Genomic DNA, 15,460 nt, shown 5'->3' with positions numbered 1-15,460 from the left:
TTGTCGCTTAGGCATCCATCTCGAGGACGATTGAGTTTATACTCTTTACCTTGCTAATTATTCTTCCAGGAGAAAACCATGAAAATCAGTGCACGCAACTGTCTTGGCGGTACCATCAAAGCCATCGAAGAAGGCTCTGTAAACAACGAAGTCACCATTGAACTGGCTCCGGGTGTTGAGCTCACCTCTGTGGTCACCAAAGCCTCCTGTGAGCGTTTGGGGCTTAAAGTAGGTGACAGTGCATACGCACTGATCAAAGCCAGCAGCGTAATGCTGGGTGTTGACGAATAATCAATGAGCAGCGCCGCAAGGCGCTGTTTTTTTGTTATATATACGGATATCTATTGGGCCAAAGTAGTGGGCCCTGAAAAACAACAAGCCTATTTTCAAGAGACGCTGGCCTATATCAACGCCGAGCGTGCCCGGGGAAAGGTCATCAAGCCTCCCAAAACTAACACCTTCAACGCTCTGCGTTATACGCCATTATCAGAAGTCAAAGTAGTGCTCCTGGGACAAGATCCCTATCATGGTCCATCAAGCCCACGGCCTGTGCTTCTCAGTGCCCAAAGAGGTGGTGCCACCGCCATCATTACAGAACATATTTCAGGAGCGGGCCAATACTGTCCCGGGGTTTAGGGGGGGGCGAATAAGTCCTCGTGGAACTCTCGCTTCATGGTAACCCTAGGAGATAAATGCCAGACATAAAGAAGCCGGTCATTTGGACCGGCTTCTAGGCTAAATCATTGAAGTTATTTACTCATCGCTTTCAGGGTAAACAATTTCAGCTTTGGCCTTCAACATATTGATAACGGCGCGATAGTCATTCTCACCGTACTGACTGTTAAGACCTTGCTTGATGGCCGCAACCTGATCGGCCGGTGTACTTTCTGCATCATGAATGGCATCCAGTACCACCACGGCATAACCGGTCGCCAGCGACACAGTATCAACGCTCAAACCCTCTTTGGCCTTGGCCATCTGGAATGCCTTGCTCACCAAAGCCGAATCTACATCCTGGGTGAAACGTCCTAAGTTGGCATGGCTCTGCAGCGCGATATCAGCATTACCTTCTTTGAGCTTGACCATGTATTCCTGCGCCTTGTCACGAGCAATCTCATTGGCTTTTTGCTGCTTGAGACGTACTTCAATGGCAGGCTTAACCTCGGCGAACTCAAGTGTGCCGGCTTGCTGATGTTCCTTAACGCGGATAACCACGACATGGTTGCGCTCCACTTCCAGCAGCTCACTGTTCATACCTCCCAGTACATCACTGGAGAAGGCGGCTTTGGACAGTTCCGGCTTATCGAAAGGTGCTGGCGCGTTGTCACGGCCGAACAGTCGGGTAGTCTTGATCTCTGCACCAACAGCCTTGGCCGCTTCTTGCAGGTTATCAGGGATTTCATAGCTGGTATCGGCCAATTTCTGCTGCAGACCATAGAATTGGCTGACTGCTTCATCTTGCTTGAGCTGCGCGACTATCTTGTCTTTCACTTCGGCGAAAGGTGCAGTCTGACCGCTCTGGATATCCAGCAGCTTGATGATATGGAAACCGAAAGGCGTCTTGACCACTTTAGAGACATCACCCTTGCTCAGTGCAAACAGGGCGTCATCAAAAGCAGGATCCATCACACCAGGCTCAAACCAACCCAATTCCCCGCCCTTCTCACCGCTCAGGGTATCCTGAGAGTCTGACTTGGCCAGCGCAGCAAAATCAGCGCCGTTTTCCAGTTGCTTGTGAAGATCCTCAGCCTTGGCTTCGGCGTTGTCGGTCGAGGCATCGATCAGAATATGGGCTGCCAGACGCTTTTCGGCTGTCTGATATTGATTCTGATGCTCATCATAGTAAGTCTTGGCTTGCTCATCACTGACCTGAATGCTATCGGCCAAATCTTTGGCATCAAGCTCAACATATTCCAGGCTGATCATTTCCGGACGTTCAAATTGGGCCGGATTGGTGTCGTAGAATGATTTAACTTCCTCTTCGGTCACTGTCGCTTGGTCCAGGAAAGGCTCAGCGTCAACCAGGAGATAGCGAATATCACGGGTTTGTCCCTGCAGCTTAGCCAGAGCTTCGGCTTCACCGTTGAGAACAAACTCGCTGCCAATCAAGGCACTGATCAGCTGACGACGAGTCATATCCACCCGCATACTTTCACGGAAAGTCGCTTGTTGATAGCCCAGTTGGCGCAGAATGGCTTCGAAGCGATCATTGTCAAACTTGCCTTCAGTCTGGAAGGCCGGCTCTTGTCTAATGGCTTCTGCAATTTGAGCATTGGACACTCGCAAGCCCATTTCAGCGGCGGCTTGATCCAGCAGCTTTTGCGCTACCAGACGTTCAAGCACGCCTTGCTTGATACTGGCCAAGTAAGCATCATTGGCCGCCAGGGCGTCAAACATCTCACCCAACTGTTGTTCCAGACGGGCACGCTCGCTTTGATAGGCCTGGTCCAGTTCGGTTGTGGAAATCTCTTCACCATTGACTGTGGCGGCCGGAGCCACTGAGGAGGAACCCAGGTAACTGCTTACACCAGCAAATGCAAAGGAAAGTATCACCAGCACCAAAATAGCTTTGGCTATTACGCCCTGTGACCCTTCGCGAATCTTCTCTAACATCAGACGTCTCGCTTAGCGATTAATAGTAAAAAAAAGGCGCATCTCTTGTGGGATGCGCCTATCTGTAACATGAATGGAGTCTGCAGACGCTACTTCAGCCTATCCTCACACTCCGAAACGTCGGCTAATCCGGCGTTTCTCAATCCGTAAAAAGCACTGCCTGGCAGTGCTTAATCTTTACGAAAGCCTACAAAGGCTACGATGTTAATTAGTTAACAGCGTCTTTCAGAGCTTTACCTGCCTTGAATGCAGGGATTTTAGCTGCAGCGATTTTGATCTCTTTCCCGGTCTGTGGGTTACGACCAGTGCGCTCAGCGCGCTCACGCACTTCAAAAGTACCGAAACCAACAAGAGAAATTTTGTCGCCTTCTTTCAGACCATCAGTCACAGCTGCGATGAAAGAGTCCAGTGCGCGGCCGGCAGCGGCTTTAGAAATGTCAGCACCAGAAGCGATTTTCTCGATTAGTTCAGATTTGTTCATGTCATCCCCTTGAATGTAGTTTTCGCGCCGCAACCAAATCCTTCTCTAGAGCGGTCTGCGGAGGCTTTTATAACAAGCTTGATACCAAAGTTCAAGCTCAGTTGGAAAACCAAAGAATTTAAATTGGATACAGCTCAAAGCCAGTTGCCCCAAGGGCTTGGCACAACTGGCTCTCCACAGACCTAGGCTACCACAGGTCTGGGTTTTGTTAAGCCCCTTTTTTCATTTTTTTTAGTGGCATAGGACATTTTCTTGCGTTAGCCCAAATTTTTTACCACTTCAAAGCCTTCGACTGGTCGCTCAAGCGCCAATTGCAGCACTTCGTCTATCCAACGAACCGGACGAATATCCAAGTCTGCCACTACGTTAGCCGGAATTTCTTCCAGATCCCGTTCGTTCTCCTTGGGTATCAATACCAGTTTAATACCACCTCGGTGGGCCGCCAGCAGTTTCTCTTTCAAGCCACCGATTGGCAGTACTTCACCTCTCAGGGTAATTTCACCTGTCATGGCGACTTCACCCTTGACCGGGTTACCTGTCAGGCTGGAAACCAAGGCAGTACACATAGCGGCACCGGCAGATGGACCATCTTTCGGGGTTGCCCCTTCGGGTACGTGCACATGGATATCACGCTTCTCGTAAAAGTCAGGGTTGATCCCCAACTGCTCGGCGCGCGCCCGAACCACAGTCATAGCGGCCTGGATAGACTCCTGCATCACATCACCCAGCGAACCTGTATAGGTGAGTTTGCCCTTACCGGCCACTGAGGTGGCTTCGATGGTCAGCAAGTCGCCGCCCACTTCGGTCCAGGCCAAACCTGTCACCTGGCCAATCTGGTTCTTGGATTCTGCTTTGCCATAGTCAAAACGCTGTACCCCGAGGAAAGACTTGAGGTTGTCCTGATTGACATCCACATGCTTGGTGTCTTTCTCCAGCATGATCTGCTTCACCACTTTACGGCAGATCTTTGACAACTCACGCTCCAGTGCCCGCACCCCGGCTTCACGGGTGTAATAACGGATCACCCCGAGAATGGCGCTGTCATCGACAGTGATTTCAGTCTTCTTCAGGCCGTTACGTTCAATCTGCTTCGGCAGCAAGTGCTGCTTGGCAATATTGAGTTTCTCATCTTCGGTGTAACCGCTAAGACGGATAACTTCCATCCGGTCCAGCAAGGGGCCAGGAATATTCATCGAGTTGGAGGTGGCCACAAACATCACGTCGGACAGATCGTAATCCACTTCCAAGTAGTGATCGTTAAAGGTCGCGTTCTGCTCTGGATCCAACACCTCCAGCAGAGCCGAGGCCGGATCGCCACGCATGTCCGAACTCATCTTGTCGATTTCATCGAGCAGGAACAGTGGGTTCTTCACCCCGACTTTGGCCATCTTCTGGATAATCTTGCCCGGCATAGAACCTATATAGGTACGGCGGTGACCACGGATTTCCGCTTCATCACGCACGCCGCCCAATGCCACCCGCACATACTTACGGCCGGTTGCTTTGGCAATAGATTGCCCCAGAGATGTCTTACCGACCCCCGGCGGGCCAACCAGACACAGGATAGGGCCCTTGAGCTGTTTCACCCGGCTCTGTACCGCCAGATACTCGAGGATCCGCTCTTTAACCTTCTCCAGACCATAGTGATCTGTATCCAGCACCTGTTCGGCCTTGGATAGGTCACGCTTAATCTTGGAGCGCTGTTTCCAGGGCACTGAAGTCATCCAGTCAACATAGCTGCGTACCACTGTGGCTTCAGCCGACATCGGAGACATCATTCTCAGCTTGTTAAGCTCGGCAGACGCCTTCTCTTTGGCCTCTTCCGGCATGCCGGCTTCTTCAATCTTGCGGCCCAGGCTTTCAAATTCATCATGGCCCTCATCAAGATCGCCAAGTTCCTTCTGAATAGCCTTCATCTGCTCGTTGAGATAATACTCACGCTGGCTCTTTTCCATCTGTTTCTTGACCCGAGAGCGGATACGTTTTTCTACCTGCAGCAGGTCGATTTCCGCTTCCATCATGGCCATCAGATATTCAAGCCGCTCACCGACCTTGACCATCTCAAGTACAGACTGTTTGTCTGCCAGCTTGAGCGGCATATGCGCCGCCATGGTATCGGCCAGTCTGTCGGCCTCTTCGATACCTGAGAGTGAGGTGAGCACTTCGGGAGGAATTTTCTTGTTCAGCTTGATATAGCCTTCAAACTGACTGATTGCGCTGCGTACCAGCACCTCTTCTTCCTTGTCGTCCAGCGCTTCTGACTCCAGGTAGTGTGCGGTGGCAACAAAGAACTCTTCTTCCTGGGTATAACGTTCTATGCGGGCGCGCTTACCGCCTTCGACCAATACCTTGACAGTGCCATCAGGCAGCTTCAGCAGCTGCAAAATGGAAGCGACTGTACCTACGTCGAAAATATCGTCTATGCCAGGCTCGTCCAGATCCGCATCCCGCTGCGCCACAAGAATGATCTGTTTATCCTGCGCCATGGCAGTTTCCAAACAACGGATGGACTTTTCACGTCCTACGAATAACGGAATTACCATATGGGGATAGACCACCACGTCTCTCAGTGGCAGCACGGGCAATTCGATTCGCGCTTCACGCTCTAGGGTCATAGTTCGATTCCGTTTCAGTTAAAGATTACATTGAGTATATTGGGACGCTTTCCCGGCTTTCAATGGTAAAGATAAAAAAAGGAGCCCCAGTGGACTCCTTAATTTTCAACCTGATAGCTTATTGCTCAGTTATTGGTCACCGGCAGCAGCCTGGGAGTCATTATTCTCGTAGATAAGAATAGGCGCTGACTCACCTTTCACCACAGACTCATCGATAACCACCTTGACCACATTATCCATGGACGGCAGGTCATACATGGTATCAAGCAGTATCGCTTCAACGATGGAGCGCAAACCACGGGCCCCTGTCTTACGGGACATGGCTTTTTGTGCTATCGCCTTGAGAGCGTCATCGCGAAACTCAAGTTCGACATTTTCCATCTCGAACAAAGTGGCAAACTGCTTGGTGATGGCGTTTTTGGGCTCGGACAGGATCTGCACCAGAGCCGCTTCATCCAGTTCACCCAAGGTCGCAACCACAGGTAAACGCCCGATAAACTCAGGAATAAGGCCATACTTGACCAAGTCTTCCGGCTCAACCTGCAACAAAGTATCTGTGATGGTGGCCTTTTCAGCCTGACCTTTAACCTGAGCGCCAAAACCTATGCCACTACCCACATGGGAGCGCTGCTCAATCACCTTCTCAAGGCCTGCAAAGGCACCACCACAAATAAAGAGTATCTTGGAGGTATCAACCTGCAGGAACTCCTGTTGCGGGTGTTTACGACCGCCCTGAGGAGGCACGGCGGCAACAGTGCCTTCAATCAGTTTCAGCAGTGCCTGCTGCACCCCTTCACCGGACACGTCTCGGGTGATGGAAGGGTTATCTGACTTACGGCTGATTTTGTCAATCTCATCGATATAGACAATACCACGCTGTGCCTTGTCAACATCATAGTCGCACTTCTGCAGCAACTTCTGAATGATATTTTCAACGTCTTCCCCCACATAACCGGCTTCAGTCAATGTGGTGGCATCCGCCATGGTAAAAGGCACATTCAGGAACCGCGCCAGGGTCTCTGCCAGCAAGGTTTTACCGCTACCGGTTGGACCGATAAGCAGAATATTACTCTTGCCAAGCTCCACACCATCTTTGGGGGCGCTGTTTTTCAGGCGTTTGTAGTGGTTATAAACCGCAACAGACAACACCTTCTTGGCCTGCTCCTGACCGATAACATAATCATCCAGATGAGCGCGCAGTTCATGGGGAGTCGGCAGTTTGTCCTGATCCCGATTGGGCGAAATCTCTTTTATCTCTTCGCGAATGATGTCGTTACACAGTTCGACACATTCGTCGCATACATATACAGATGGCCCGGCGATCAGCTTGCGAACTTCATGCTGGCTTTTTCCGCAGAAAGAGCAATACAGCAATTTGCCGCTATCACCGTTGCCTTTGTTGTCACCCATTACTCTACCTCTTTTGCAGTCTGCTCTACTGCCATACACTTAAGCGTCTTCAATCTGAGCATAGCCCAGCCATAAGCAAAAATCAGCTTTAACGTTTGGTCAGAACCGAATCCACCAAACCGTATTCCATGGCTTGAGAAGCACTCATAAAGTTATCTCGGTCAGTATCCCGCTCAATGATTTCCAGTGGTTGGCCTGTGTGCTCGGCCAACATCTGGTTCAGCTTCTGTTTAATCCCCAGGATCTCTTGGGCATGGATAGCGATATCCGATGCCTGGCCCTGGAAACCACCCAAAGGCTGATGGATCATCACCCGCGAGTTCGGCAAACAGTGACGCTTACCCTTGGCACCACCGGCCAACAGGAAGGCGCCCATACTGGCCGCTTGCCCGATACATACAGTGCTGACATCCGGCTTGATAAACTGCATGGTGTCATAAATAGCCATACCAGCAGTGACAGAGCCGCCTGGTGAGTTGATATAAAGAGAGATCTCTTTATCCGGGTTTTCTGATTCCAAAAACAGCAACTGTGCCACGATCAAGTTGGCCATGTGCTCTTCAACCTGACCAACCAGGAAGATCACCCGCTCTTTCAACAAACGTGAATAGATATCGTAAGAGCGTTCTCCCTTGGCGGTTTGCTCAACCACCATAGGAACGAGTGCATTAAGTACTGATTCTGGCGCGTTATGCATCATTAACTTTCCCTAAATAAAAAACGGCCCGCATGAGGGACCTCATACGAGCCATTATAAATGGCGAACAACCAAGCAAGTCAAGCTTAGGTTATGCGCGGCCGGTAGCCTTGTTCATAAATTCTTCAAAAGCGACATCTTTCTTAGTCACTTTGGCTGATTTCAGAACCGCTTCAACAGCTTGCTCTTCCAGAGCCAGGTTGCGCATGTTCTGCATCAACTCTTCGTTACCGTTGTAGTATTCGATCACTTCTTTTGGATCTTCGTAGGCAGAAGCCATGGAAGCAATCAACGCCTGTACACGCTCTTCTTCAGCTTTCAGCTCGTTGGACTTGATCACTTCGCCAAGCAGCAGACCGACTTTAACACGACGCTCGGCTTGTTCAGTGAACAGCTCGGCAGGCAGTTCAGGCATGTTGGCACCTTGACCACCGAAACGCTGCATGGCCTGGCGACGCAGAACGTCAACTTCACCGTCGATCAGCGCTTTTGGCAGTTCGATTTCATTGGCAGCCAGCAGGCCTTCAAGAACTTGTTCTTTCACATTGGCTTTCAGAGCTTGTTCCAGCTCGCGGCCCATGTTCTTGCTGATCTCAGCTTTCAGAGCGTCGATGCCACCATCGGTGATACCGAACAGCTTGGCGAACTCGTCGTTAACTTCAGGCAGGTTGGCGCCCTTGACTTCTTTCACTGTGATAGCGAACTTGGCGGCTTTGCCTTTCAGGTTTTCAGCGTGGTATTCCTCAGGGAAAGTCACGTCGATGTCGAACTCTTCACCGGCTTTGTGGCCTTTAACGCCTTCTTCAAAACCAGGGATCATGCGACCGCTGCCCAATTGCAGTTCAAAGTCTTCGGCCTTGCCGCCTTCAAACTCTTCACCGTCAACGCTACCAACAAAGTTGATAACCACTTTGTCACCGTCTTCGGCAGCGCGCTCAACCGCTTCGTAAGTCGCGTGTTGCTTGCGCAGGGTTTCGATCATGTTATCAACGTCGGCTTGTTGTACTTCGGCAACAGGCTGCTCAACTTCGATACCGTCCAAGCCTTTGATTTCAACTTCTGGATAAATTTCAAAGGTCGCGGTGAACTCAAACTTTTCGGCGTCAGTGGCACCTGGGGTAAAGGTAGGAGCACCGGCAGGGTTCAACTTCTCGGCAATGATGGCCTCAATGAAGTTGCGCTGCATTACTTCACCGGTAATGTCTTGGCGAATCGCTTTGCCGTAACGCTTTTCAATCACGCTTGCTGGGACTTTACCTGGACGGAAGCCTGGGATACGGGCACGCTTGGCTTCGCGTTGCAGGCTGTCTTTAACCAGTTTTTCGATCTGCTCTGCAGGAACAGAGATGGTCAGGCGACGCTCCAGGCCTTGGGTTGTTTCAACAGAAACTTGCATTGTTTTACCTCGAAATGTGTCTAACGTCCTTTGCAATAGCCGATTGTTTCAACTATTCAGGTATTCGTTTCTTGATCTTTAACTTGACTTAAATGCCCATCAGAAGTGAATTCCGGCACCGGTCGCACATTGTTGATTGTTATCAAGACGCAGCATTATATCGACCGTTCTTAGTGGAGTCGAGCCTCAATGCCACAGAAAAGGGCATAAAAAAAGCGACCTAAGGTCGCTTTTTTTAATAAAGAGTGGGGTGACTGATGGGGCTCGAACCCACGACAACTGGAATCACAATCCAGGGCTCTACCAACTGAGCTACAATCACCACCGAAAGTGGTACGCCCGGCAGGATTCGAACCTGCGACCATCCGCTTAGAAGGCGGATGCTCTATCCAACTGAGCTACGGGCGCAGGACCTGCAAATTCAATTTGCATCCTAAGCGGTACTGACAATGCTATCCACACTGCCCTTGAAATCTGGTCGGTGATAGAGGATTCGAACCTCTGACCCTCTGCTCCCAAAGCAGATGCGCTACCAGGCTGCGCTAATCACCGAAAATTTTCTCCAAGCGCGGTTACAACCGGCTCGCCTCGAGAACGGAGCGCATCTTAGCCCCTCACCCGACAAGCGTCAACGATTTTTTTAAGCACTTTATCTGCTTGGCGAAATTACGTGCTGCTTTAACGAAATTCTGTGTTCTGGACCCTGTTTGTCCATGACACTCCCAAGCCTCACTGGTAAAATGGCGCCGTTTTCAACATCATCGCGCCATACAAAGGATATCCTACACCCATGACAGCCCAACTAATAGATGGCAAAGCGATTGCGCAATCCATAAGACAACAGCTAAAGCAAAAAGTCGCTGCACGTCAAGCAGCGGGACAACGTATCCCAGGCTTGGCTGTTATTCTGGTGGGTGCTGATCCTGCCTCTCAGGTTTATGTCGGCAGTAAGCGTAAAGCCTGCGAAGAAGTGGGGTTCATCTCCCGCTCCTATGATCTGCCTGAGTCCACCAGTGAAGAAGAACTGCTGGCCCTGATAGACTCGCTCAATGAAGATGCCGCCATAGATGGCATTCTGGTGCAGCTGCCGCTGCCGGAACATATTAAAGAATCCAAGGTCATTGAGCGGATCCGTCCCGACAAAGATGTCGACGGTTTCCATCCTTATAATGTCGGCCGTTTGGCTCAACGGATCCCGGTACTGCGCTCCTGCACTCCTATGGGGATCATGACTCTTATCAAGTCTACCGGTATCGATACCTATGGACTGGATGCGGTTGTGGTTGGCGCCTCCAATATCGTGGGCCGTCCCATGACTCTGGAGCTGCTGCTGGCCGGCTGCACCACAACTACTTGTCACAGATTCACCAAAGATCTCGAGGATAAGGTCAGCCGCGCCGATCTTCTGGTGGTTGCCGTCGGCAAACCCGGCTTTATCCCCGGTAGCTGGATCAAACCAGGCGCCATAGTCATAGACGTGGGCATTAACCGTCTAGACAGCGGCCGTTTGGTGGGCGATGTTGACTTTGATATTGCCTGTGAGCGCGCCAGCCACATCACCCCTGTTCCCGGTGGCGTGGGTCCAATGACCATAGCCAGCTTGCTGGAAAACACCCTGTTTGCCGCGGAGCAATATCACGACTAAGGGTAGATTGAAACCAACCTCAGTTTGGTTTCAATTTCAAGCGATAAAAAACGCCGGCTTCAACAGCCGGCGTTTTCGTTTCGATTATTGGCAAAGAAGGATTACTTCTTGCGCCAGCTGGTTCCTTGTGGGCCATCTTCCAGCACCACCCCCAGCTCATTCAATCTGTTGCGGGCAACGTCGGCAGCAGGCCAATCCTTTTCGGCACGGGCACGGTTACGCTCGGCAATAAGCGCTTCGATCTCAGCCACTTCATCGTCGCTGCCCTCGCCTTTGAAGAAGGCTTCAGGTGTAGAGCTGACAATTCCCAAAACATCGGCCAGTTGTTTCAGTGACACGCCAAGGGCCGAGGCGGCCGCCATATCCACGCCCTTGAGGCGGTTGATTTCACGCACTATCTCAAACAACACAGAGTAGGCTTCGGGAGTATTGAAGTCATCATCCATCGCCGCCTTGAAGCGCTCAACGTACTCTTCGGCAGGCGCGGCTGTAACACTCAGGTCAAGATCTTTGAGCGCTGTGTAAATTCGCTCAAGCGCAGCTCTGGCCTGTTTGAGGTTGTCTTCCGAATAGTTCAGTTGACTGCGGTAGTGGCCGGACAACAGGAAGTAGCGCACAGTTTCGGCATCATAATGTGCCAGCACATCGCGAATGGTGAAGAAGTTACCCAGCGACTTGGACATCTTCTCTTTATCGACCATCACCATGCCGGTATGCATCCAGTAGTTCACATACGGCGTGTCATGGGCGCAGCAAGACTGGGCGATTTCATTTTCATGATGCGGGAACTGCAGATCGCTGCCGCCGCCATGGATATCGAAATGCAATCCCAGGTGTTTGCTGTTCATGGCAGAGCACTCAATGTGCCAACCGGGACGACCCGGGCCCCAAGGTGAATCCCAAGTGGGTTCGCCAGGCTTGGACATCTTCCACAACACAAAGTCCATAGGATCGCGCTTATGTTCGTCCACTTCGACCCGGGCACCGGCCTGCAACTGCTCCAGGTTCTGCCCGGAAAGCTTGCCGTATTCAGGGAAAGAAGCAACGCTGAAAAGTACATCGCCATCATCGGCTACATAGGCATGACCACGGGCGATCAGCGCCTCCACCATTTCGATAATCTCGGCAATATGCAGAGTCGCCCTTGGCTCCATATCGGGGCGCAGCATATTCAGGGCATCAAAATCTTGGTGCATCTGGCCGATGAGACGCTCGGTGAGGCTATCGCAGCTCTCGCCATTTTCATTGGCGCGCTTGATGATTTTGTCATCCACATCTGTAATATTGCGCAGGAAGTTAACCTGGTAACCTGCGTAACGCAGGTAGCGTACTATCATGTCAAAGGAAACAAAGGTCCGGCCATGACCGATATGACACAAGTCGTATATGGTGACACCACATACATACATACCCACTTTACCTGGGTTAATCGGTTTAAATTCCTCTTTTTGGCGGCTCAGACTGTTGTATATCTTCAACATTGACTTTCTCTTCAACAATATAGGATTAGTGGGTAAAACGAATCTGGCAGTTTAACATTGCCACAAGCTCTTGAATACTGCCCTTTATAGCCGGAGTCGGATAAGTTAGAATCCGCCAACAAAATTTATCCTGAGGATCCGATCATGATTACATTGCACACCAACCACGGCGACATCAAACTGGCGCTGGATAGTGAAAAAGCCCCTCTGACTGCGGCCAACTTTATCAAGTACGCCCAGGAAGGCTTCTATGATGGCACTATATTCCACCGCGTTATCGATGGTTTTATGGTTCAGGGTGGCGGCTTTACCGAGCAGATGTCACAGAAACCTACCAATGCCCCTGTGCGTAACGAAGCCAACAACGGTCTGTCAAACAAGACAGGAACCATAGCCATGGCCCGCACCTCTGATCCTCACTCCGCCACCGCGCAGTTCTTTATCAACGTCAACGACAACACCTTCCTGGATTTCAAAAACGAGTCAATCCAAGGCTGGGGTTACTGTGTATTCGGTGAGGTGGTAGAAGGTATGGACGTGGTTAATGCCATCAAAGGCGTAAGCACTGGCAACCGCGGCATGCACCAGGATGTGCCTCTGGAAGCCGTGATCATCGAGAAAGTGACCATAGCTGACTGATAACTTCTGAATGCGCACTCTCTTTATCGGCGATCTGCACCTAAGTGCCGATCGCCAAGATATCCTCAACGCCTTCTATCACTTCCTCGATACCTGTCTTGAACAGGTCGACGCCCTCTATATTTTGGGGGATCTGTTTGAGGTTTGGGTCAGTGATGATTTGGCTGAGCCCTTTGCCCTGGCGCTGGCCGAGCGTCTCTATGAAGTCAGCCGCACCCTGCCGGTATACTTTATCCACGGCAACCGCGACTTTATGCTGGGGAAAGAATACGCCGCCAAAGCGGGGATGACCTTACTGCCCGAAGTGTATCGACTGGAGCTCTATGGCCACAAGACAGTGCTGCTGCATGGCGACAGCCTCTGCACTCTGGACAAGGCCTACCAGCGTTTTCGCCGGTTTCGCAATATGGCATTGCCCCGCTGGATATACCGCCATCTGCCGAAAAAGACCCGCAGCAATATTGCCGCCAAGCTCAGGCAAAACAGCCAGATGCAAAATCAGCTTAAGAGTATTGAGATAATGGATGTTGAGCCGAGTGCTGTGGATGAACTGTTTGCCAGTACCGGCGCCGAGTTGATGATCCACGGTCACACCCATAGACCGGATATCCATCAATTAGTGGCTAATAGGCAGCGCTTGGTGGTGGGAGACTGGTATGAGCAGGGAAGTGTCTTGAGTATCAGTGCCGAGAACATAGAACTGACCAGCCTGCCTTTTATAGAGAAAAGCCAACAGACCCGACTTTAGTTGAGCTCATTCAGCCCCAGTTTTATCTGTGTGGCTGTGTCGCCCCGCATTGAATCTGGCCTGCCCTGGTAACCGATAAAACCCATCCAATCAGTCAGCTGCCGACCCTGTCGGCATCTGCATTTACCTAGTATTGGCGCAACATCGAGTAGTTTAAAGCGGCGCGCCGCTGTGAAACCTGAATTCATCATCCGACGCTAGAATAAGCTCTGCTTCCACCTCGGCAAAATAAGCCACTCTGGCGCTGATATCCTCGCCGGCAATCGCCTCGGCCAATGAAAGATAATCCTGATAGTGACGCGCTTCAGAACGCAGCAGCGAAATGTAAAAACGTTTAAGCTCATCATCAAGCCAGGGTGCCAGCTTGGCAAAACGTTCACAGGAGCGGGCCTCGATAAAGGCGCCCACTATGAGTTTATCTATCAGAGTCGCTGGCTCATGGGTGCGAACATGCTTCATCATCCCCTTGGCATAACGGCCGGCGCGGATGTTGCTGTATGGGATATTGCGCGCCAACATCAGCTCCAGCACCTGTTCAAAGTGATGAAACTCCTCTTTGATAAGGCGGATCATCTTGGCGATAAGTTCAGGGCCATGGGTGAACCCCGCCCTGGGTGTCAACTCACCAATCAACTCGTTCTTCTTCACTTCTCTGGCCAGAAATGCCGCCATATCCCTGTCGTTTCGATAAACAAACTCTTCGTAGGGCTTGGCCCAGATCAGCAACTGCTCGCCACTTTGCTTATCCACCGCATACTTGCGTACCAAAAACATCGCCGTCTGCGCCGCCTTAAGCTCACAATTACAGTGATCTATCAGCAATTCGGCCAGTCTATGATCCTCTTTGGCAGCTGCTATCCAGCTGTCCGGGGTTTCACAGGCCAGGAATTCTTTTACAGGGGCGAGTAACTGTTGCATTGAGGTCAAGCTTCCACAAGAGTTTTCAAGGCCGCCAAGTCTACCAGCAAGCCAATGCTATGCCCACTGCCTCTCGGCGCGCAAACTTGACGCCCCGCCATTTTTGTTCAATAAATAGACTCAGAGCGGTAAAACGCTCGTCTGCAGTTTGACGAGCAAAAGTCAAAGCGGAATAAGGATAATTATAATGGTATTGAATCACTTAATGGGGTTGTATACCCATCCTAAACAGGAATGGCAAACCATAGAACAAAACCATGAGGCATTGAAAAGTTGTCTCAGTCACCTGCTACTCATTGCGCTCATCCCTTCTATCTGCAGTTATATCGCCGCTGTGCACATCGGCTGGAATCCCGGTGCCGGCGAACCTCTTTTTCTAACGGCCCAAAGCGGCTTCTTTATGTGTGCCGGTATGTACTGTAGCCTGGTATTCGGCGTATTTGCCCTCGCCTATCTGGCCTATTGGATGGGTCAAACCTTTGATGCCCACCCGGACTTTACCCAGTGTCTGGAACTGGCTTCCTATACCGCCACGCCGCTGTTTATGGTGGGGCTGGCGGCGCTTTACCCTGAACTCTGGTTTATTATGGTGATAGGGTTGATAGGTCTTAGCTACTCCGTATACCTGCTGTATACCGGGGTCCCTATCATAATGAACATTCCCGAAGAAAAAGGCTTTATCTATGCCAGCTCTGTTGTCACCGCAGGCTTGGTGCTCCTGGTGGCGCTGATGGCCGGCAGTGTGATCCTCTGGAGCATGGGACTCGGCCCAATACTGCAATAGTAAACGCGGCTGACATGAAAAAGGCGCTCAATG

Annotated in this window: 14 protein-coding genes and 3 tRNA genes; 6 read left to right on the top strand and 11 right to left on the bottom strand. The window is 51.0% G+C overall.

Going from position 1 to position 15,460, the window contains the following annotated elements; all coding sequences use genetic code 11:
• The first annotated feature begins 78 nt into the window (after positions 1-78).
• Entirely contained in the window at positions 79-291 is a 213-nt protein-coding gene (locus ACMHXH_RS19195; protein ID WP_025010701.1) for a TOBE domain-containing protein, read from the top strand.
• Positions 292-294: 3 nt separating this feature from the next.
• The gene (locus ACMHXH_RS19190) at positions 295-636 is read left to right on the top strand and encodes a hypothetical protein (protein ID WP_335908757.1); all 342 of its coding nucleotides are present in this window, start codon (positions 295-297) and stop codon (positions 634-636) included.
• 117 nt (positions 637-753) lie between these two features.
• Here the strand turns inward: ACMHXH_RS19190 and ACMHXH_RS19185 are convergent, their stop codons facing one another.
• The 9 genes from ACMHXH_RS19185 to ACMHXH_RS19145 form a co-directional block, all read right to left on the bottom strand.
• Entirely contained in the window at positions 754-2,613 is a 1,860-nt protein-coding gene (locus ACMHXH_RS19185) for a SurA N-terminal domain-containing protein (RefSeq protein ID WP_071476453.1), read from the bottom strand.
• A gap of 208 nt (positions 2,614-2,821) precedes the next feature.
• Positions 2,822-3,094 carry a nucleoid-associated protein HU-beta gene (gene hupB / locus ACMHXH_RS19180; RefSeq protein WP_025010704.1) on the bottom strand — a complete coding sequence of 91 codons (273 nt, stop codon included), beginning with the start codon at positions 3,092-3,094 and terminating at the stop codon, positions 2,822-2,824.
• A gap of 257 nt (positions 3,095-3,351) precedes the next feature.
• Complete coding sequence (gene lon / locus ACMHXH_RS19175; protein WP_039033889.1) at positions 3,352-5,709, bottom strand: endopeptidase La; 2,358 nt, start codon at positions 5,707-5,709, stop codon at positions 3,352-3,354.
• 129 nt (positions 5,710-5,838) lie between these two features.
• Entirely contained in the window at positions 5,839-7,119 is a 1,281-nt protein-coding gene (clpX, locus tag ACMHXH_RS19170; protein WP_039033888.1) for an ATP-dependent protease ATP-binding subunit ClpX, read from the bottom strand.
• A gap of 88 nt (positions 7,120-7,207) precedes the next feature.
• Positions 7,208-7,816, bottom strand: coding sequence for an ATP-dependent Clp endopeptidase proteolytic subunit ClpP (gene clpP / locus ACMHXH_RS19165; RefSeq protein ID WP_039033912.1), 609 nt, complete (start codon positions 7,814-7,816; stop codon positions 7,208-7,210).
• A gap of 91 nt (positions 7,817-7,907) precedes the next feature.
• Positions 7,908-9,212: a trigger factor gene (tig, locus tag ACMHXH_RS19160; protein ID WP_039033887.1), complete on the bottom strand. Its 1,305-nt coding sequence runs from the start codon at positions 9,210-9,212 to the stop codon at positions 7,908-7,910.
• Positions 9,213-9,458: 246 nt separating this feature from the next.
• Positions 9,459-9,534 (bottom strand) — tRNA-His (locus ACMHXH_RS19155).
• Positions 9,535-9,543: 9 nt separating this feature from the next.
• A tRNA-Arg gene (locus ACMHXH_RS19150) sits at positions 9,544-9,620 on the bottom strand.
• Positions 9,621-9,687: 67 nt separating this feature from the next.
• Positions 9,688-9,764 (bottom strand) — tRNA-Pro (locus ACMHXH_RS19145).
• A gap of 238 nt (positions 9,765-10,002) precedes the next feature.
• Between ACMHXH_RS19145 and folD the strand changes: the two genes are divergently transcribed.
• Positions 10,003-10,857: a bifunctional methylenetetrahydrofolate dehydrogenase/methenyltetrahydrofolate cyclohydrolase FolD gene (folD, locus tag ACMHXH_RS19140; RefSeq protein WP_039033886.1), complete on the top strand. Its 855-nt coding sequence runs from the start codon at positions 10,003-10,005 to the stop codon at positions 10,855-10,857.
• 101 nt (positions 10,858-10,958) lie between these two features.
• Here folD and cysS read toward each other — a convergent pair whose 3' ends face one another.
• Entirely contained in the window at positions 10,959-12,338 is a 1,380-nt protein-coding gene (gene cysS / locus ACMHXH_RS19135) for a cysteine--tRNA ligase (RefSeq protein WP_162206698.1), read from the bottom strand.
• Between the two features lie 144 nt (positions 12,339-12,482).
• Here cysS and ACMHXH_RS19130 point away from each other — a divergent pair, with 144 nt between their 5' ends.
• Together ACMHXH_RS19130 and ACMHXH_RS19125 are read left to right on the top strand one after the other, a co-directional pair.
• The gene (locus tag ACMHXH_RS19130; RefSeq protein ID WP_039033884.1) at positions 12,483-12,977 is read left to right on the top strand and encodes a peptidylprolyl isomerase; all 495 of its coding nucleotides are present in this window, start codon (positions 12,483-12,485) and stop codon (positions 12,975-12,977) included.
• Positions 12,978-12,987: 10 nt separating this feature from the next.
• The gene (locus ACMHXH_RS19125) at positions 12,988-13,725 is read left to right on the top strand and encodes a UDP-2,3-diacylglucosamine diphosphatase (RefSeq protein WP_071476455.1); all 738 of its coding nucleotides are present in this window, start codon (positions 12,988-12,990) and stop codon (positions 13,723-13,725) included.
• A 153-nt stretch (positions 13,726-13,878) separates the two neighbouring features.
• Here ACMHXH_RS19125 and miaE read toward each other — a convergent pair whose 3' ends face one another.
• Positions 13,879-14,643, bottom strand: coding sequence for a tRNA isopentenyl-2-thiomethyl-A-37 hydroxylase MiaE (gene miaE / locus ACMHXH_RS19120; protein WP_234501451.1), 765 nt, complete (start codon positions 14,641-14,643; stop codon positions 13,879-13,881).
• A gap of 187 nt (positions 14,644-14,830) precedes the next feature.
• On the opposite strand from miaE, the gene ACMHXH_RS19115 reads away from it, so the two are divergent.
• Positions 14,831-15,427 (top strand): Yip1 family protein, encoded by a 597-nt coding sequence (locus ACMHXH_RS19115; RefSeq protein ID WP_039033881.1) that lies wholly within the window; start codon positions 14,831-14,833, stop codon positions 15,425-15,427.
• Positions 15,428-15,460: the final 33 nt, after the last annotated feature.

The organism is Shewanella sp. BJSY2023SW001 (assembly GCF_047314685.1).
In the GTDB taxonomy this organism is placed as follows: Bacteria; Pseudomonadota; Gammaproteobacteria; order Enterobacterales; family Shewanellaceae; genus Shewanella; species Shewanella indica.
Note: the sequence above shows the minus strand (reverse complement) of the source record. Positions and strands in the feature narration are given on the sequence as shown.